The sequence below is a fragment of the Streptomyces sp. S186 genome (assembly GCF_051603415.1).
Taxonomy (GTDB): domain Bacteria; phylum Actinomycetota; class Actinomycetes; order Streptomycetales; family Streptomycetaceae; genus Streptomyces.
In genome coordinates this window covers 1650919-1668563 of the sequence record NZ_CP193932.1, presented here as the reverse complement: position 1 = coordinate 1668563, position 17645 = coordinate 1650919, and the positions used below count along the sequence as shown (strand labels likewise).

16 protein-coding genes and 1 pseudogene are annotated in these 17645 nt (G+C 73.0%); 5 read left to right on the top strand and 12 right to left on the bottom strand.

Annotated features, from left to right (window positions below; translation table 11 throughout):
- Positions 1-164: 164 nt before the first annotated feature.
- Positions 165-1241 (bottom strand): DUF1266 domain-containing protein, encoded by a 1077-nt coding sequence (locus ACRAS8_RS07265; protein WP_438484973.1) that lies wholly within the window; start codon positions 1239-1241, stop codon positions 165-167.
- Between the two features lie 131 nt (positions 1242-1372).
- On the opposite strand from ACRAS8_RS07265, the gene ACRAS8_RS07260 reads away from it, so the two are divergent.
- Positions 1373-2335 carry a class I SAM-dependent methyltransferase gene (locus tag ACRAS8_RS07260; RefSeq protein ID WP_438484971.1) on the top strand — a complete coding sequence of 321 codons (963 nt, stop codon included), beginning with the start codon at positions 1373-1375 and terminating at the stop codon, positions 2333-2335.
- A gap of 30 nt (positions 2336-2365) precedes the next feature.
- Here ACRAS8_RS07260 and ACRAS8_RS07255 read toward each other — a convergent pair whose 3' ends face one another.
- The 4 genes from ACRAS8_RS07255 to ACRAS8_RS07240 all read right to left on the bottom strand — a co-directional run bounded on the left by ACRAS8_RS07255 (position 2366) and on the right by ACRAS8_RS07240 (position 7373).
- Positions 2366-3151 carry a VOC family protein gene (locus tag ACRAS8_RS07255; protein WP_438484969.1) on the bottom strand — a complete coding sequence of 262 codons (786 nt, stop codon included), beginning with the start codon at positions 3149-3151 and terminating at the stop codon, positions 2366-2368.
- A gap of 254 nt (positions 3152-3405) precedes the next feature.
- Positions 3406-4239 carry an aldo/keto reductase gene (locus ACRAS8_RS07250; protein WP_438484967.1) on the bottom strand — a complete coding sequence of 278 codons (834 nt, stop codon included), beginning with the start codon at positions 4237-4239 and terminating at the stop codon, positions 3406-3408.
- Between the two features lie 100 nt (positions 4240-4339).
- A complete protein-coding gene (locus ACRAS8_RS07245) occupies positions 4340-6166 on the bottom strand; it encodes an AMP-dependent synthetase/ligase (protein WP_438484965.1) in 1827 nt (608 codons plus the stop codon).
- Between the two features lie 343 nt (positions 6167-6509).
- Positions 6510-7373 (bottom strand): LysR family transcriptional regulator, encoded by an 864-nt coding sequence (locus ACRAS8_RS07240; RefSeq protein WP_438484964.1) that lies wholly within the window; start codon positions 7371-7373, stop codon positions 6510-6512.
- A gap of 157 nt (positions 7374-7530) precedes the next feature.
- On the opposite strand from ACRAS8_RS07240, the gene ACRAS8_RS07235 reads away from it, so the two are divergent.
- Positions 7531-8616: a bile acid:sodium symporter family protein gene (locus ACRAS8_RS07235; protein WP_438484962.1), complete on the top strand. Its 1086-nt coding sequence runs from the start codon at positions 7531-7533 to the stop codon at positions 8614-8616.
- On the opposite strand, the gene ACRAS8_RS07230 is transcribed toward ACRAS8_RS07235, so the two are convergent.
- Entirely contained in the window at positions 8557-10494 is a 1938-nt protein-coding gene (locus tag ACRAS8_RS07230; RefSeq protein ID WP_438484960.1) for an exo-alpha-sialidase, read from the bottom strand. The genes ACRAS8_RS07235 and ACRAS8_RS07230 overlap by 60 nt on opposite strands.
- Positions 10495-10695: 201 nt before the next feature.
- Entirely contained in the window at positions 10696-11637 is a 942-nt protein-coding gene (locus tag ACRAS8_RS07225; RefSeq protein ID WP_438484959.1) for a quinone oxidoreductase family protein, read from the bottom strand.
- A gap of 150 nt (positions 11638-11787) precedes the next feature.
- Between ACRAS8_RS07225 and ACRAS8_RS07220 the strand changes: the two genes are divergently transcribed.
- Entirely contained in the window at positions 11788-12231 is a 444-nt protein-coding gene (locus tag ACRAS8_RS07220; protein WP_438484958.1) for a MarR family winged helix-turn-helix transcriptional regulator, read from the top strand.
- Positions 12232-12267: 36 nt separating this feature from the next.
- On the opposite strand, the gene fdhD is transcribed toward ACRAS8_RS07220, so the two are convergent.
- Entirely contained in the window at positions 12268-13122 is an 855-nt protein-coding gene (gene fdhD / locus ACRAS8_RS07215; protein ID WP_438484956.1) for a formate dehydrogenase accessory sulfurtransferase FdhD, read from the bottom strand.
- Between the two features lie 168 nt (positions 13123-13290).
- Here fdhD and ACRAS8_RS07210 point away from each other — a divergent pair, with 168 nt between their 5' ends.
- Positions 13291-13974 carry a GntR family transcriptional regulator gene (locus ACRAS8_RS07210; protein WP_438484955.1) on the top strand — a complete coding sequence of 228 codons (684 nt, stop codon included), beginning with the start codon at positions 13291-13293 and terminating at the stop codon, positions 13972-13974.
- A 172-nt stretch (positions 13975-14146) separates the two neighbouring features.
- On the top strand, positions 14147-14512 hold the full coding sequence (locus tag ACRAS8_RS07205; protein ID WP_438484954.1) for a chorismate mutase: 366 nt from the start codon (positions 14147-14149) through the stop codon (positions 14510-14512).
- A gap of 143 nt (positions 14513-14655) precedes the next feature.
- Here ACRAS8_RS07205 and ACRAS8_RS07200 read toward each other — a convergent pair whose 3' ends face one another.
- From ACRAS8_RS07200 to ACRAS8_RS07185, 4 genes and pseudogenes are all read right to left on the bottom strand, one after another.
- Positions 14656-14940, bottom strand: coding sequence for a hypothetical protein (locus ACRAS8_RS07200; RefSeq protein WP_438484952.1), 285 nt, complete (start codon positions 14938-14940; stop codon positions 14656-14658).
- Positions 14941-15124: 184 nt separating this feature from the next.
- Positions 15125-16582, bottom strand: coding sequence for an OFA family MFS transporter (locus ACRAS8_RS07195; RefSeq protein WP_438484951.1), 1458 nt, complete (start codon positions 16580-16582; stop codon positions 15125-15127).
- A 116-nt stretch (positions 16583-16698) separates the two neighbouring features.
- A pseudogene (locus tag ACRAS8_RS07190) lies at positions 16699-17352 on the bottom strand (acetate--CoA ligase family protein); the annotation flags it as partial.
- Positions 17268-17639 carry an acetate--CoA ligase family protein gene (locus ACRAS8_RS07185; RefSeq protein ID WP_438490368.1) on the bottom strand — a complete coding sequence of 124 codons (372 nt, stop codon included), beginning with the start codon at positions 17637-17639 and terminating at the stop codon, positions 17268-17270. The pseudogene ACRAS8_RS07190 and the gene ACRAS8_RS07185, both read right to left, overlap by 85 nt.
- Positions 17640-17645: the final 6 nt, after the last annotated feature.

The window sequence follows — 17645 nt, the reverse complement described above, 5'->3', positions numbered from 1 at the left end:
GTCGCCGCGCGACGTCCCGCATTCCGCTCCCGCCCATGTCGTATCCGTCCTCTGTGCCGTGCCGGCCCGCATCGTCCGGGCCCCGGCCTGCATCATCCCCCGGCGCGGCGACCACCCGCGAGGGGCGGGTGCCCGGGCGCCCGGCGGCCGGTGCGCCGGCTCCGTCAGCCGAAGGGCAGCCCCCGCCACGGGGACGCCGGATCCTGCGTCAGCACTCGGTGGAGGTGCGCCGTCTCGGCGTACGCCGGCCCGAACCAGCCGTTGTCGAACGCCAGCACCCGCCCCAGCGCATGGCCCGCGGCGAACTCCTCCCACGACCCGTAGACCTCCGCGGCCCGGGCCGCCACCTGCTGCACCGCCTGCTCGGCCTGCGGCGGTGCGCACAGCCGGGCGCCCAGGCCCCAGCGGACCAGGCCCACCGCGTGTGCCAGGTCCAGCGCGGCCAGCGAGACCACCCGCCCGTCGGGCGGCAGCAGCCCGTCGGTCCGGAACCGCTCCTCGTAACGCTCCACCAGCTCCGGGACCGCGGCCGCCGCACCACCGTCGGGCTTCCCATCGGACGTCACATCAGACTCCGCGCCCGACTCCGCACCCGATCCCGCGGCACGGGCGCGCAGCGCCGCCTCCGTCTCCGCCGGTACGAACCGCCCGTCGAGCAGCTGGTCGAACCGCTGCTGCCAGCTCGCCGGATCCCCCACCGACCACTGCGCACGCAGCGTCTCCGCATCCGTCGAGTAGTCCAGGAACGCCGTGCCCAACTCGTTCCACGGCACGCTGTGGTGCACCGCGAGCGGCGCGCCGCACGCCAGCCCCTGCGCCACCGGACCGTGCAGCGGCCCTCCGAAGTGGGTGACCAGCAGCCCGCCCGGCCGCACCCCGACCTGTGCCCGGACCCGCAGCCAGCCGGTGCGGTGGGCGGGCGTGGCGAGCAGGTACGCGGCGAACGGGGTGCCCGGGTTGACGGCCAGCCGCCACTTGTCGTTGGGCCAGTCCTGGGCCAGCTCCTCGATCGAGACCCGGTCGAAAAACCGCTGCGGTTCCCACGCCGGCAGCATGCCGCGCGTCAGCACGGGAATGCACTTACCGCCCGCCACCGGATCGTCGTAGACGGGCAGCGGTTCCTGCCCCTGCTGCGGCACCGCCAGATACAGATCCTCACCGGCGATCGCCGCGACCTGTCCGTCCCCGTCCCCACGTGCCGTTGCCTCATACAGCCGCCGCTCGGTCTCCGTCGGCGGCATCCATCCCGGAGTACCCACAGGCCAAGACCCTACGGTGAGCTCGTCCGTGGCCGGAACCAGGGGCCGCGGAAGGACCGCAGGACCGGCCCGGCCGTTTGCCGGGGCCCATCCCGTATCGGAGGCTCGATGCCATGAGCAGTGACGACCGCCCCGCGCCCGGGCACCTGCCGCACGCCGGCACCGACCAGGACGGCGCCGCCGTCGACTGGGAGGTCCTCGGTCCGCTCCTCGAACGCGGCGCCGAGGTCCAGACCCCGCTCTACGAGCAGGCCGCCGCCTGGCTCCGCGCGCTGCTCGCCGCCGACGGCCCCGGCGCGGCGACCGCCGCGCCCGGCCCGCCGCTCCGGCCGGTGACCGTCCGCCGCGTCCTGGACGTCGGCAGCGGACCCGGCGTCGTCAGCTGCCTCCTCGCGCGGGCGTTCCCGGACGCCGAGGTGTGCGCGGTGGACGCCACCGAGGCGCTGCTGGACCGGGCGCGGGCCCGCGCCGCGCGGCTCGGCCTGGCCGACCGGATCCACACCCACTGCGCCGAGGTCCCGCACGGCCTGGACGCGCTCGGCGGCGCCGACCTCATCTGGTCCAGCAAGGCGCTGCACCACGTCGGGGACCAGCGCGGCGCGGTGGCCGCCCTCGCCGCCCACCTGCGCCCCGGCGGACTGCTCGCGATCGCCGAGGGCGGTCTCGCCCCGCGCTTCCTGCCGCGCGACCTCGGCATCGGCCGCCCGGGACTGCAGGCCCGGCTGGACGCGGCCGCCGAGGACTGGTTCACCGCGATGCGGGCCGCCCTGCCCGACGCCACCGACACCCTGGAGGACTGGCCCGCTTTCCTGGCCAACGCCGGCCTGCGCACCCCGCTCACCCGCAGCTTCCTGCTGGACCTGCCGGCCCCGCTGTCCGAGGACGCCCGCCGCTACCTCCAGGCCAACCTCACCCGGGCCGTGGAGCACTACCGCGACCAGCTGGATCCCGACGACGTCAGCACCCTCACCCGCCTCACCGACCCCCACGACCCCGCCGGCATCACCCGCCGCCCGGACGTCTTCCTGCTCTCCGCCCAGACCATCCACACCGCCCGCGCGCCGCAGCAGCCGTAGCCCGGGGCGACCGGCCCCCGCTCTCGTCCCTCAGCCCATCGGCTTCGGGTGGATCATCGCGAAGACCGCGCCCTGCGGGTCGGTCACCACGGCCATCCGGCCGGCGATCATGTCGAACGGTTCCAGGATCACGCCGCCGCCGGCCGCGTTGACCTTGGCGACCGCCGCATCGGTGTCCGCCACCGCGAAGTACGTCAGCCAGTGCGACGGCGTGTCGGCCGGCAGGTGCTCCGGCATCGGCTGCATACCGCCCACCGGACGGCCGTCCACCTGGAGCGCGTCGTAGTGTTCGACGCCCTCGATCGCCGCCGGCTCGATGCCGAAGGCCGCCCGGTAGAAGGCGGAGGCCGCGGACCGGTCGGTGGTGTTCAGCTCGTTCCAGACCAGCGCGCCGGTCTCGTTGACGACCCCGGCGCCCGGGAAGTCGACCGGCTGCCAGACACCGAAGACCGCCCCGGTCGGGTCGGCGGCGATGAACATCCGGCCCAGGGACATCACGTCCATCACGGGCATCAGCACGGTGCCGCCGGCGGACTCCACCGCCCGCTGACTGGCCTCCGCGTCGGCGCTGGTCAGATAGGTGGTCCAGACGGTCGGCGGGGCGGGCTGGTCGCCCATGGCGACCGCGGCCATGATGCCGGCGACGGGCTTCCCGTTCAGCCGGCAGACCGCATAACCGCCCGTCTCCGGAGGGCCGACCTCACCGGTCCAGCCGAGGAGGCCGGAGTAGAAGTCGATGGCGGCCTTCTGGTCGGGGGCCGCGAGATCGACCCAACAGGGCGTCCCGGGCGCGTAGGGAGTGGTGACGTCGGGCATCGGTGCCTCCTCGGAGCGGAGTGGTAGCCGCCCAGCGGCCACCGTCCGTGCGGCCGGCGCCGCTGCGGCCGTCCCTTCTCCACATTTGCCGCCGCCCGCCGACCCCGCCACTCGGAGCCGCCGCCGGTCGCTCCGCCCGGCGGAACGCTCCGCGCAGAAACCCGGTACACGGCCTGGCGCCGCCCGCCCCCACGGGACGAACGGCGCCAGGCCGTCCGGAGGGAGCACACAGGCCCGCCCCCTCCACCGAGCCCTCAGGCCATGTCGAACGTGGCCGGGTCCGGGCCTAGGCGGTTGCCGGCGTCCAGGCCGGCCAGGGCCGACAGGTCGTCGCCGTCCAGCTCGAAGCCGAAGACGTCGAAGTTCTCCCGGATCCGCGACGGGGTGGCGGACTTGGGGATGACGACGTTGCCGAGCTGGAGGTGCCAGCGCAGGACGACCTGGGCCGGGGTCCTGCCGTGCTTCTCGGCGATCCCGGCGACCGTGGCGTCCGCCAGCAGGCCCTTGCCCTGGCCCAGCGGCGACCAGGCTTCGGTCGCGATGCCGTGCCGGGCGTGGAAGGCCCGGGACTCGGCCTGCTGCAGCTGCGGGTGCAGCTCGATCTGGTTGACCGCCGGGACGACGGAGGTCTCGCCGAGCAGCCGCTCCAGGTGCTCGGGCAGGAAGTTGGAGACGCCGATGGCCTTGGCGCGGCCTTCCGCGTAGATCTTCTCGAACGCCTTGTACGTGTCCACGTAGGTGTCGCGGGCGGGCAGCGGCCAGTGGATGAGGTACAGGTCGACGTACTCCAGGCCCAGCTTGGCGAGCGAGGCGTCGAACGCGCGGAGGGCGGAGTCGTAGCCCTGCTCGGAGTTCCAGAGCTTGGTGGTGACGAAGAGTTCCTCACGGGGGAGGCCGGAGGCGGCGAGGGCCTTGCCGGTGCCCTCTTCGTTGCCGTAGATCGCCGCGGTGTCGATGCTGCGGTACCCGGCTTCGAGTGCGTGGCCGACGGCGGTGAAGGCCTCGTCATCGGGGATCTGCCAGACGCCGTAGCCGAGCTGCGGCATCGTGACGTTGTTGTTGAGCGTGATGGACGGAACCGTGCTCACGAGGGGTCGATCCTTACGTCGGCTTTCGTTGTACGGGGGCGTCAACGATCATCCGTCTCCGGACATTCCCGCGCACCCGGACACATTCCACCCGGGTCCCTCACCCCCGGTACAACGCGTCCACCTCCGCCGCGTACGCCGTCTCGATCGCCTTGCGCCTGAGCTTCAGCGACGGCGTCAGCAGGCCGTGCTCCTCGGTGAACTGGTTGGCCAGTATCCGGAAGGTGCGGATCGACTCGGCCTGTGAGACCAGTGTGTTGGCGGCGACCACGGCGCGCCGGATCTCGGTCTCCAGATCGGGGTCGTGCACCAGGTCGCGCGGCGGCATCTCCGGCTTGCCGCGCATCATCAGCCAGTGCGCGACCGCCTCCGGGTCCAGCGTGACCAGCGCCGCGATGAACGGGCGGTCGTTGCCGACGACGATGCACTGGCCGACGAGCGGATGCGCCCGTACCCGTTCCTCCAGCGGCACCGGCGAGACCGACTTGCCGCCGGAGGTGACCAGGATCTCCTTCTTCCGGCCGGTGATCGTCAGATAGCCGTCCTCGTCCAGGGCGCCCAGGTCCCCGGTGGCGAACCAGCCGTCGTGCAGCACCGCGTCGGTCGACTTGGGGTCCTTGTGGTAGCCCTGGAAGACCTGGCCCCCGTACAGCCAGACCTCGCCGTCCTCGGCGATGTGGACGGTGGTGCCGGGGACCGGCGTGCCGACGGTGCCGAACCGGGTCCGCTCCGGCGGGTTGGCGGTGGCCGCCGCGGTGCTCTCCGTCAGGCCGTAGCCCTCGAAGATCCGCACGCCCGCGCCGGCGAAGAACAGCCCCAGCCGGCGTTCCATGGCCGAGCCGCCGGACATCGCGTGCCGCACCCGGCCGCCCAGCGCCTCGCGGACCTTGCTGTAGACCAGCTTGTCGAAGACCTGGTGCTGCATCCGCAGCGAGGCGCCGGGGCCGGGGCCGGTGCCGAAAGCTTTGTGCTCCATCCCCTCCGCGTAGCGGACCGCGATGTCGACGGCCTTGTCGAACGGTCCCGCCTTGCCCTCGGATTCCGCCCGCCGCCGGGCGGCGGCGAACACCTTCTCGAAGATGTAGGGCACCGCCAGGATGAACGTGGGGCGGAACGTCTGGAGGTCCGGGAGCAGGGCGCGGGCCGAGAGCTCGGGCTGGTGGCCGAGCTTGACCCGGCCGCGGACCGCCGCGACCTGCACCATCCGGCCGAAGACGTGCGCCAGCGGCAGGAAGAGCAGGGTGGCTGCCTCGTCGCCGGGCTTGGAGCGGAAGACCTTGTCGTACCGCAGCACGATGTTGTCGGCCTCGGCCATGAAGTTGGCGTGGCTGATCACACAGCCCTTGGGGCGGCCGGTGGTGCCGGAGGTGTAGATGACCGTCGCGACGGCCTCCGGGGTGACGGCCATCCGGTGCCGGTGCACCACCTCGTCGTCGAGGTGCGCGCCGGCCGCGGTCAGTTCGGCCACCGGGTCGGCGTCCAGCTGCCACAGCTTCCGCAGCTGGGGGAGCCGGCCGACGACCGAGCCGATGGTCATCGCGTGGTCCTCGTGCTCCACCAGGCAGGCCGAGACGTCGGCGTTGTGCAGCATCCAGAAGACCTGCTCCGCCGACGAGGTGGGGTACAGCGGCACGGACTGGGCGCCGATCGACCACAGCGCATAGTCGAAGAGGGTCCACTCGTAGCGGGTGCGGGACATGATGCCGACCCGGTCGCCGAACCGGACGCCCTGGGCCAGCAGGCCCTTGGCGAGCCCGACGACCTCGTTGCGGAACTGCTCGGCGCTGATGTCCTGCCACTGCCCGGCGGCGTCCTTACGCGCCAGCGCGGTCCGTCCGGGATCGGATTCCGCGTTGTCGTACACCGAGTCGGCCAGCCCGCCGACCCGGGGCGCGGTCGCCAACGGAGGGACGGTGAACTCGCGCAATGACCCAGCTCCTCGTGGTGCTTCTCACAAGGCCGCGACCGTACCCCACGGGAACGGCCGGGGGGAGTGTGCTATCACGCTGCGCGGAAGAGTCAGCCGGAAACGGCCAGGCCGGGAAATCGGCTTACTTCGGGTAACGCTGGACATTCTCCAGTCGGTGCGTGGCCGGACGAACACCGGGCCGGGACCGGATCTGCACCAAATCTCTGCATCTGTCGCGGCGTCAGAGCACGTCGGAGCACGTCGGAGGCATATTCCGGGAAACCGCGGCGATCCGTCGGAGGTTCCCGGGCACGTAGGCGACCGCCGGACCGGGCCGCCCACGGGAGGTGCAGCCGCCCCGCTACGGGAGGTGCAGCCGGTCGCCGCCCGCCAGGATCGCCTCGGCCAGCGCCTCCGCCGGACCGCGCGCCGCCCCCGCCCGCTCCCCGGACAGCAGCGCGAAGTCCACCCCGCCCAGCTCCGGCAGCCCGGCCCGGGACGGTATCCGCACCAGGCCCGGCGGGATCATCCCGCGCGTGTGCGCCATCACGCCCAGACCCGCCCGGGTCGCCGCGATCAGGCCGTTCAGGCTCCCGCTGGTGCAGGCGATCCGCCACTCCCGGCCCTGCCCCTCCAGCGCCTCCAGGGCCCGCGCCCGGGTCACCGCCGGCGGCGGGAACACCACCAGCGGCACCGGCCGCCGCGGATCCAGCCGCAGCCGCTCACCGCCCACCCACACCAGCCGGTCCCGCCACACCAGCCGCCCCTGCGGGCCCGCCGGGCGCCGCTTGGCCAGGACGAGATCGAGCCGGCCCGCCGCCAGCAGTTCGTGCAGGGTGCCGGACAGCTCCACGGTCAGCTCCAGATCGACCTCCGGATGGTCCCGCCGGAACTCCTCCAGCACCTCCGGCATCCGGGTCAGCACGAAGTCCTCGGACGCCCCGAACCGCAGCCGCCCGCGCAGCCGGGTCCCGGTGAAGAAGCTCGCCGCCCGTTCGTTGGCCTCCAGGATGGTGCGCGCGAACCCCAGCATCGCCTCGCCGTCCTCGGTGAGGTCCACGGCATGGGTGTCCCGGACGAACAGCCGCCGCCCCGCGGCCTCCTCCAGCTTGCGCACATGCTGGCTCACCGTGGACTGGCGCAGCCCCAGCCGGTGCGCGGCCTGCGTGAAACTCAGCGTCTGCGCCACCGCGAGAAAGGTGCGCAGCTGCACGGGCTCGAACACGGACACCTCCTGCTCCCCGGATGTCATCGCCTCCATCATCGCCATTCGTGATGACAGTCACCATGGTAAGAGGGGTTCCCGATCGCAGGCCGACCCGGCAGGCTGGAGCGGGCACCGTCCGTGCCGCCGTCCGCGACCGTCGAACCGAAGAGAGACCATGCGCCGCCCTGTGTTCCGCCTGCCCTCCTGGTTCCCCGTGGACGGTTACCTCCTCGCCCTGCTCGGCACGGTCGGGCTGGCGGCCCTGCTGCCCGCCCGGGGCGCGGCCGCCGGCGTCGCGGACGGCGCCTCCACCGGGGCCGTCGCCCTGCTCTTCTTCCTCTACGGGGCCCGGCTCTCCACCCGGGAGGCGATGGACGGGGTGCGCCACTGGCGCCTCCATCTGACCACTCTGGCCTGCACGTTCCTGGTCTTCCCGGTGCTCGGCCTGGCCGCCCGCGCCCTGGTGCCCACTGTGCTGCCGCCCGCCCTGTACACCGGTCTGCTGTTCCTGTGCCTGGTGCCCTCGACGGTGCAGTCCTCCATCGCGTTCACCTCCATCGCCCGTGGCAACGTGGCGGCGGCGATCTGCGCCGGCTCGTTCTCCAGCATCGCGGGGATCGTCGTCACCCCGCTGCTGGCGGGCCTGGTGCTGGGCGGCGGCGGTGGCTTCTCCGCGCACTCCCTGGTCTCGATCGTCTGCCAGCTGCTGCTCCCGTTCCTCGCCGGACAACTGCTGCGGCGCTGGGTGGCCGGATTCCTCACGCGGCACAAGAAGGTCCTCGGTTACGTCGACCGTGGCTCGATCCTGCTGGTGGTGTACGCCGCGTTCAGCGCCGGCATGGTGCAGGGCATCTGGCACCAGGTCTCCCCGCTGCGGCTGCTGTGCCTGCTGGGCGTGGAGGCGGTGCTGCTGGCGACGATGCTGACGCTCACCACGTACGGCTCGCGGAAGCTCGGCTTCCGGCGCGCCGACCGGATCGCGATCACCTTCGCCGGTTCGAAGAAGAGCCTGGCGGCCGGGCTCCCGATGGCCAGCGTGCTCTTCGGCGCCCAGGCCGGGCTGGCGGTGCTGCCGCTGATGCTGTTCCACCAGATGCAGTTGATGGTGTGCGCGGTGCTCGCCAAGCGGTACGCGGCGCGGGCGGCCGCCGAGCAGCGGCCGGCGGCCGGGCCCGGCGGCGACGGACCAGGCCGGGAGCGGTCAGCGGCCGCCGTCCACCCGGTCCAGCGGGAGCCCGAGCACCAGCGGGCCGGCCACTGAAGCGTTGCGCTCGCGCACGCCGGAGAGTTCGGCGTCGGTGAGGACCCGGCGGTAGACCCGGACCTGGGCCAGGTCGCCGGTGAACTGCGCCCGGCCGTCCGGCTTCTGGCCCAGGTGGACGCCGAACACCGAGGTGCGGCTGACCGATCCGGGGACGCCGGCGGCGGAGGCGGTCGCGGTGCCGTCCACGGTCAGCAGCAGCCGCCCGTCGGCCCGGCGCAGCGCGAGGTGGTGCCAGTCGCCGTCGTCGAAGGCGCCGCGGGTCGCGACCTGGGCGCTGGCGGGCGGCCGGGCGCCGTCGACGGCGGTGAGGTGCGCGGTGATCCGGCCGTGTGCCGGGTCGCCCTCGATCGCGACCTGCGGGGAGGCGCCGCCCACCCCGCCCATCCACAGCAGCGGCTGCTCGCCGCGGGTGGCGCGGTAGCGGAACCACAGCGAGCAGGTGAAGTCCCGGCTGCCCAGCGGGAGCGAGTCGCGGTAGGGGAGGCGTACCGCGTCGTCGGTGCCGTCGAAGGACAGCGCGCGCCCGAACGGGCCGTCGGTGAGCCGGGCGCCACCGAGTACCAGGGCCGGCCGGGCGCCGCGGGCCCGGTCCGGAGTGGTCGGGTCCGGGCCGCGGCGCGGGCCGAGCCACTCCTCGGTGAAGCGGGCGAAGCGGATCTCGTCCCGGGCGTTCGCGGCCCCGCCCTCGTAGAGCAGGCCGGTGACGGTGGGGGAGACGGCGACCAGGTCGGAGTAGCCGGACCAGTCGGCGGTGACCCGCGCGCCGCGGTCCACGCCCTCCCAGGTGCGGCCCTCGTCGTACGAGGAGCGGATGGTCATGGTGCGGCGGCGGTCCGGATCGGCGGGGGCGGCGAGCAGGGTGCGGCTGCCGCCGGTGGACGAGCGCGGCAGCCGCAGCGCGGACGCCTGCACCATCGGGGCGGAGAGGTCGGGGATGCTGCGGAACGGGGCGGTGAAGGAGTCGCCGCCGTCCCGGCTGACCGCGGCGGTGCGGTTGCCGAGGTCGGTGCCGTCCTGTTCGCGGCCGTTGACGTAGATGGAGCCGTCGGAGCGCTCCAGCAGGGTCATCTCGGACGGCTTCTGGCGGAAGGTGCCGTCCGCCGCGATCGGCCAGGAGTCCAGCGCGCCCACCTTCCAGGTGGTGCCGCCGTCGTCGCTGTGGACGAGGGCGGCGTGGTTGGCGGTGATGCGGTGGCCCGCGTAGCTCTCGGCGTTGACGCCGAGGACCAGCCGCCCCGCGTGCCGTCCGCGGGTGAGCTGGATGCCGTGCACCGGCCCGGTGGCGTACCAGGAGTTCCACCGCCGGGGGCGGATGCTGCCGGTCAGGTCGCGGGGCGCGGACCAGGTGGCGCCGTCGTCGTCGCTGTACTGGAGGTGCGGGGTGCGGTCGCAGGGGACATCGCAACTGAGGCCGTCGGTACGGCCCTTGTTGTAGGTCTCGGCGAGCAGGATCCGGCCGGTGCGGCGGTCCACCAGGGGCGCCGGGTTGCCGTGGGTGTCCCCGTCGCCGTGGTTGACGACCTTCAGGGGGCCCCAGGTCCGGCCGCCGTCGGTGGACCGCCGCAGGACGAGGTCGATGTCGCCGGCGTCCCCGCAGTCGTGCACCCGGCCCTCGGCGAAGGCGAGCAGGGTGCCGCGGACGGTCCGCACGATGGCGGGTATACGGAAGCAGGAGTAGCCCTTCTCGTAGGCCGCCTTGAAGAGGACCTGCTGGTCGAAGCCGCCTGACGGAGCGTCAGTGGCGGCCCGCGCCGGGGCGGTCGCCAGTACGGCGAGCGCGAGGGCGGTCAGTGCGACGGTGGCGGCCGGGACACGGTGCTGCCGGGATCCGCGGCGGGGGCGGGGGCGAGGGTGCGCGCGGAGATCTGACGTCATGGTCCGGCCTGCCCTTCGAGGCTTCGGGTCGGGTCGTCAGGACATCCAACGTCCTATGTGCAGAGGTGACGGAAGCTACTGCCATGGGGGAGGGGCGACAAGGAGCCCGCGTCGGTTCTCCGCGCCCGGCCCGGATTTCACTCTCCAGGGCCGGGCGCACTGCGCCGAGTGCGCCACCAGGGACGGCCCTCGGGGCGCGCCTCACGGCCGCAGCACCACCTTGCCGAGATTGGCCCGCGCCTCGATGATCTCGTGCGCCTTCGCCGCGTCGGCCAGCGGCAGTTCGGCGTTGACCGCGGCCCGCAGCCGGCCGGTTCCGGCCAGCTCCCACAGCTGCGCCCGGTGCCGCGAGTACCGCTCCCGGTGGACGGTGGCAAAGCGCCGCATGGTCAGCCCGGTGATGGTCTTCGAGCCGGCCAGCAGCTCGTACGCCGGGACCGTGCCGCCGCCGGAGTTGAAGAAGACCAGCCGCCCGCCGGGCGCGACGGCGGCCAGGGCGCGCGGCAGCAGCTCCCCGCCGACCCCGTCGAGCACGATGTCCACCGGCTCGCCCCAGGACTCCTGGTCGTAGGTCACCACCTCGTCGGCGCCCAGCCCGTACAGGAACGCGGCCTTGGTCGGCGAACTGACCGCGGCCACCACCCGCGGTACGCCCTGGAGCTTGGCGAGTTGGACGGCGAGGTGCCCGGTGCCGCCGGCCGCACCGGTGATCAGCACCGACTCGCCGCCGGCCGGTGCCGCGGTGCTCAGCGCGGCCAGCGCGACATGCCCGCCGCGCACCAGCGCCACCGCCTCCACCGCGCTCGCCCCGTCGGGGATGCGGCCGGCCAGGGAGGCGGGGGCGAGGGCGAGTTCGCAGTAGGAGCCGGTGAAGGTGATCGAGGTGACCCGGTCGCCGACCGCGAAGTCGGTGACGTCCGGGCCCAGTGCGATCACCTCGCCCGCGATCTCGCCGCCGAGGACGCCCGGCAGGGGGTCGCCGCCGCCCTTGCCGTCACCGCGCACCCGGCGCACCGCCGGCAGGCTGACCCCGATCGCCTCGGTGCGGACGAGGAGTTCGCCCGGGCCGGGCGTCGGGTCCTCGGCCTCCTCCAGGCGCAGGACCTCGGGACCGCCGTAGGCATGGAATCGGACGCGGCGCATGGGCCGTCACCTCCGTGGGAACGAGCCGCGGGGCGCGGCCGGTTTCATTGGGCGACCCAACGATAACCAGAAACCATTGGGGCTGCCAATGGTTTTCGTTGGGGATGCCTACGTTGGGTGCCCCTACGGTTTTCCGGGTACCGTGCTCCCATGGCCGACACCCCCTACGCCCCCCGCCGCATCCGCGCCCTCCCCAGCTGGCTGCTGGGCCGCGCCGCCGCCCGCGGCCACCGCCTCGTCGCCGAGGCCCTCGCCACCGAGGGCATGCGGATGACGCATCACGCCGTGCTCAGCGCCGTCGCCGAACTCGGCCCGGTCTCCCAGGCGGAGCTCGGCCGGACCGTCGGCATCGACCCCAAGGACATCGTCGCGATCGTCAACGACCTCCAGAAGGACGGGCTGGTCAGTCGCACGCCCGACCCGAAGGACCGGCGGAAGAACGCCATCGGGATCTCGGCCGACGGCAAGCGCCGACTGCGCCGCACCGAGCGGCTCGGCGACGCCGCCAACGCCGAGCTGACCGCCGCGCTCAGCGACGAGGAGCGCGCGCAACTGATCGCGCTGCTGACCCGGATCGTGGCGCCGGCCGAGTGACCCGGACCGCGGCGCCGGCGACGTGAGAAGCGGGCCTCAGCCCGCGGAGCCCGCCGCGTCCAGGGCGAGCCGGTGCGCGCCGGCGTAGACGTTCATCGACCGCCCGCGCAGAAAGCCGACCAGCGTCAGCCCCGACTCGGCGGCGAGATCGACGGCCAGCGAGGACGGCGCGGAGACCGCGGCCAGCACCGGGATGCCGGCCATCACCGCCTTCTGCGCCAGCTCGAACGAGGCCCGTCCGGAGACCATCAGCACCGCGGACGACAGCGGCAGCCGGCCGCCCTGCAGCGCCCGCCCGACGACCTTGTCCACCGCGTTGTGCCGCCCCACGTCCTCGCGGACGTCGAGCAGTTCGCCGTCCGCCGAGAAGAGCGCCGCCGCGTGCAGACCGCCGGTCCGGTCGAAAACCCGCTGGGCGGACCGCAGCCGGTCGGGGAGGGCGGCCAGCGTCTCCGGGGATATCCGGAGCGCGGGACCGGGGGCGGTGTCCAGCGGCCAGCGGGTGGTGGTCCGCACCGCGTCCAGGCTCGCCTTGCCGCACAGCCCGCAGGACGAGGTGGTGTAGAAGTTGCGCTCCAGCGTCAGGTCCGGGACGGCGACCCCGTCCGCCAGCCGCACGTCCACGACGTTGTACGTGTTGCCGCCATCCGCCGTGGCGCCCGCGCAGTAGACGATGTTCGCCAGCTCCTCCGCGCTCGCCAGGACGCCCTCGCTGACCAGGAAGCCCGCCGCCAGCGCGAAGTCGTCACCGGGGGTGCGCATGGTGATCGCCAGCGGCTTGCCGTTCAGCCGGATCTCCAGCGGCTCCTCGGCGACCAGGGTGTCCGGCCGGCTGCTCACCGCGCCGTCGCGGATCCGGATGACGCGGCGTCGCTCGGTGACCCGTCCCATGTCTGATCAGCCCCGGTTCTGTCTGCGGTGATGGCCCGTCCATTGTCCGGTACGGGCGGTCGTCCGGCGCCGCCGGTGCCCGGCGGCCGCGGATCGTCGCGGCGGCCTGTGGGGGAGCGGATGTGCTCGGTAGACTGTAGACGATAGCCAATTGAGGAGGGGGACGCGATGCTGTCCAGAGGCTTGCCGCAGGGCACCGTGCCCAAGCTCGAACGCCCCGGCCCGCTGCGCGAGCGCGTCTACGAGGCGCTGCTCGAACTGATCACCACCCGCGCCCTCCGCCCCGGCCAGCACCTGGTCGAGAGCGAGCTGGCGGGCCACCTCGGGGTCTCCCGCCAGCCGGTCCGTGAAGCCCTCCAGCGGCTCGCCACCGACGGCTGGGTCGATCTCCGCCCCGCCCAGGGCGCCTTCGTCCACGAGCCCACCGAGGAGGAGGCCGACCAGCTGCTGACGGTGCGCACGCTGCTGGAGGCCGAGGCCGCCCGGCTCGCCGCCGCGCACACCGACAAGGCCGGCGTCGCCGAGCTGGAGCGTCTCTGCGACCAGGGCGAACGAGCCGTCCAGGACGACGACGTGGAGACCGCGGTGGCGCTCAACGCCGCCTTTCACACCAAGGTGACCGAACTGGCCGGCAACGCCGTCCTCGCCGAGCTGGCCGCGCAGGTCGGGCGGCGGGTGCGCTGGTACTACACCCCGGTCGCCCGCAGGCGCGGCAAGCGGTCCTGGGCCGAGCACCGCGAACTGATCGCGGCCATCGCCGACGGCGACGAGACCCGCGCCGCCACCGTCATGCGCACCCACACCGAGCACACCCGGCGCACGTACCACGAGCGCGCCGGCGAGGACGCCTGACGCCGGGGCGAGGACCGCCGATGGCCGGTCCTCGCCCCTGCCCGCCCGCACCCCGTCCGATCCGCGAGACCAGCGGCGATAACCGGCCCGCCGCCGGGTAGGGTGCAGGCGATCACGCACTACCTGATCAGCGACGAACCATCTCGAACCCGACCAGAACGGCGAGACGTACATGAGCGAAGGGACAGCACCGGCGGCCGGCGACGCGTCCTCCGTCGCCGACGAGGCGGCCCGCGAGCGGCTGCTCTACCTGCGCAGCAGCATCGACAACCTCGATGCGGCGCTGGTGCACCTGCTCGCCGAGCGGTTCAAGTGCACCCAGCAGGTCGGCGAACTCAAGGCCCGGCACAGCCTGCCGCCCGCCGACCCGGCCCGCGAGGCCGCCCAGATCGACCGCCTGCGCCGCCTGGCCGAAGACGCCCGGCTGGACCCGGCGTTCGCGGAGAAGTTCCTCAACTTCATCATCGGCGAAGTGGTCCGCCACCACCGCGCCATCGCCGACCGGGCCGTGACCAACGGCGAGGCCAAGCCCGAGTAGCCCCACCCGCCGGCCGGCGCGGACGCGCCCCCGTTCCCCGCGCCCGCCACAGAAAGACGCCCCGCCCCTGCCACAGCAGGGGCGGGGCGTCTTTCTGTGCCGTTCCCGGACCGCTGTGCGGCGGCCGTACGGCGGAGCCGTCGTCAGTGGTGCGAACGGGCGTGCTTGCCGAGCGTGGCCTTGCCGACCGCGGACTTGGTGGCGCCCTGCGGCGACTTCAGCCGGTCCGCGGTCCGGGCGACGGCGTTGACGACCGCACCGACGTTGACCGGGGGCTTCTTGACGACGTTCTTGGCGATCGGGCTGCTGTCGATCAGGTTCTTCGCGTCTGCCGCGACCCCCCGGTGGCCGTCGGCGAACGCGGGGGCGGCGACGCCCAGGGCCATTACCGCGCCGGCAACAACCGCAGCGGCCTTGGAATACGTCATGGTGGACAGTCCCTTTCTGCTTCGGAAAACAAGCGGCGTCTACCGCCGGCTCGACGGACGTCCCGCGAGCACTCTGCCGCCCGCGGCACGTCTCCGTCGGCACACACCCAAACGGCCCCGTCGCCCCCAGGACACGGCAGCCGGTCCCCGCCGGTGCGGAATGCACCCGAACGTGTCGTATCGCTCAGATCGTTTCCCGGCTGAGGGGGCGGGGGTCGGGCGTCGCCTCGCATAAGCGTCTCCGGCCCGGCTGGCGCAGCAGCAAGGTGAACGCCGCCGCCACCAGGGACACGCCGCCGGCCAGCAGATATGCGCCGTTGTAGCCCCAGGCGCCGACCACCGCCGAGCCCAGTCCGCCGCCGAACAGGCCGCTGACGAGCTTCCCGCTGTAGACCAGGCCGTAGTTGGTGGCGTTGTGGTTCTCGCCGAAGTAGTCGGGGGTGAGGGCCGCGAAGAGCGGATAGAAGGCCCCGCCGCCGAAACCGGACAGAAAGGCGAAGAACAGGAACAGCCACTGGCTGCGCAGGTCCCCGGCCCAGAGCACCCCGAACTGCGCCAGCCCCAGCGCCACGATCACGAGGACCAGGGTGTTCTTCCGGCCCCACAGGTCCGACAGCCAGCCGACCACGGCCCGTCCGACGCCGTTGACGACCGACATCACCCCCATCGACGAGGCCGCCACCAGCGGGCCGAACCCCACGTCCTTGGCGAAGTCCACCTGGAACGAGATCCCGAAGACCGAGACGCCGGCGGTCAGCACCACGCACACCCATATCAGCGGGAGCATGCCGCTGCGGATCGCCTCCCCGGGCGTGAACTGCCGCACCGCCGGCGGATTCCTCGCCAGCGACACCGCGCTTTTCCCGCTCCCTTCAGAGTGCGGCCGTTCGCCCGCTCCCGGCCGTTCGCCGGTGTTCGGCCGCCCATCGCTGTGCAGTGGATCGACCTCGGCGGGCCACCAGTTCTTCGGCGGATCCTTGAAGAACCAGGCACAGCCCGCCACCACGATCAGCACATACACCCCGATGCCGTCCAGGACCTCCTTGAAATCACCGCTGTCGAAGGCGTAGTTGAAGACGAAGATGAACGGCAGCGCGCCATAGGCGAAGCCGCCGTTGACGAATCCGGTCTTCGCGCCGCGCCGCTCCGGAAACCATTTGCCCACCATGTTGATGCAGGTGGCATAGACGAGTCCGGAGCCGATCCCGCCGATGACCCCGAAACCGCAGATCGCCCCCGGTACCTGGTCGACATGGCCCAGGGCGAGGAAACCCAGCAGGGTCAGCACCGCCCCGGCGAACATCGCCCGCCGCGCGGTCAACAAGCCGCGCTCCCGTAACCAGCCCGCCGGAAAGGCGATTCCGGCCTGGCAGAAGACCCAGACGCTCAGAATCCAGAAGGTGTCGCCCTGCGTCCAGCCGTGTGCGTGCGACAGCGTGCCCTCGGCCGATCCGTAGGCGTATTCGGAGACGCTGATGGCCATCATCGCGACCCACGGCAGATACACCATCAGTTTCCGCGAGCGGCCGCCGAGCAGGTCCCGGTCGCTTTCGCCGACCCGGTACACCCGCCCCTTTCCGTCGATGATTTCCTGAAATGTCGTTGCCGTTTTTTCCGTACCGTCCCGCCCGCTGCGGTCCATACTCCTCACCTTGAAACCCTCGAAACTCTTGAAATCCTCGGAATCGACAGAAACCGGTCGGTAGAACCCGGTCGGCGCGGCGCCGGCCGCTCCGTCGTCCCGCCCGGCGAACGCCCTCAGGAGCGCAGCAGCCCCGCGGCCCGCGCCCAGCGGTACTTCGCGCCGAGCACCGCCACCGGCTGCTCGGTCGTGTACGGGTACGCGACCACCCCGCGCTCGAAGAGCCGCGCGGCCGCCTCCTCGACCTCGGTGTCCCCGACCAGCGACGCCACCACCGGCTTCTCGACTCCCTGCGCCCGGAACTCCTCGACCACCCGCCCCGTCAGCTCCGCGAAGACCGCCGGCGGGGTGACGAGGGTGTGCCAGTAGCCCAGCACCAGCGCATGGATCCGCGGATCCGAAAGGCCCAGCCGGAGCGCCGCCTCGTAGGTGGCGGGTGGCTCGCCGCAGGTGATGTCGATCGGGTCGCCCGCGGAGCCGAACGGCGGGATCAGACGGCGGAACGCGGCATCGAGATCGGCCGGGATGCCCATCAGCCGCAGCCCGTTGTCGACCAGCGCGTCCGACAGCAGCACCCCGGAACCGCCGGCACCGGTGATGACCACCACGTTGTCGCCCCGCGGGACGGGCAGCACCGGCAGCGCCCGGGCGTACTCCAGCAGGTCGGCGAGGCCCGGCGCCCGGATCACCCCCACCTGCCGCAGGATGTCGTCGTAGACCGCGTCATCGCCCGCCAGCGCACCGGTGTGCGAGCCGGCGCCCCGCGCACCTCGGCCGCCGAGGCGAGACCGGTCCGCACCCCGCCCGCCTCGGTCTTGTGCGGGAGGTCCGGCGAGACGATCTTGAGCGCCACCGGAAAGCCGATCCGGCCGGCGAGCGCCACCGCGTCCTCGGCGCTCACCGCCACCCCCTCGGCCGGCACCGGAATCCCGTACGCCTCCGCGATCACCCTGCCCTCGGGCGCGGTGAGCACGTCCCGCCCCTGCCTACGAGTCTCGTCCAAAACGCCCTGTACGGCCGCCTTCTGACGCTCAGTCGCCTTGAAATGATCCGCCATCAGGTC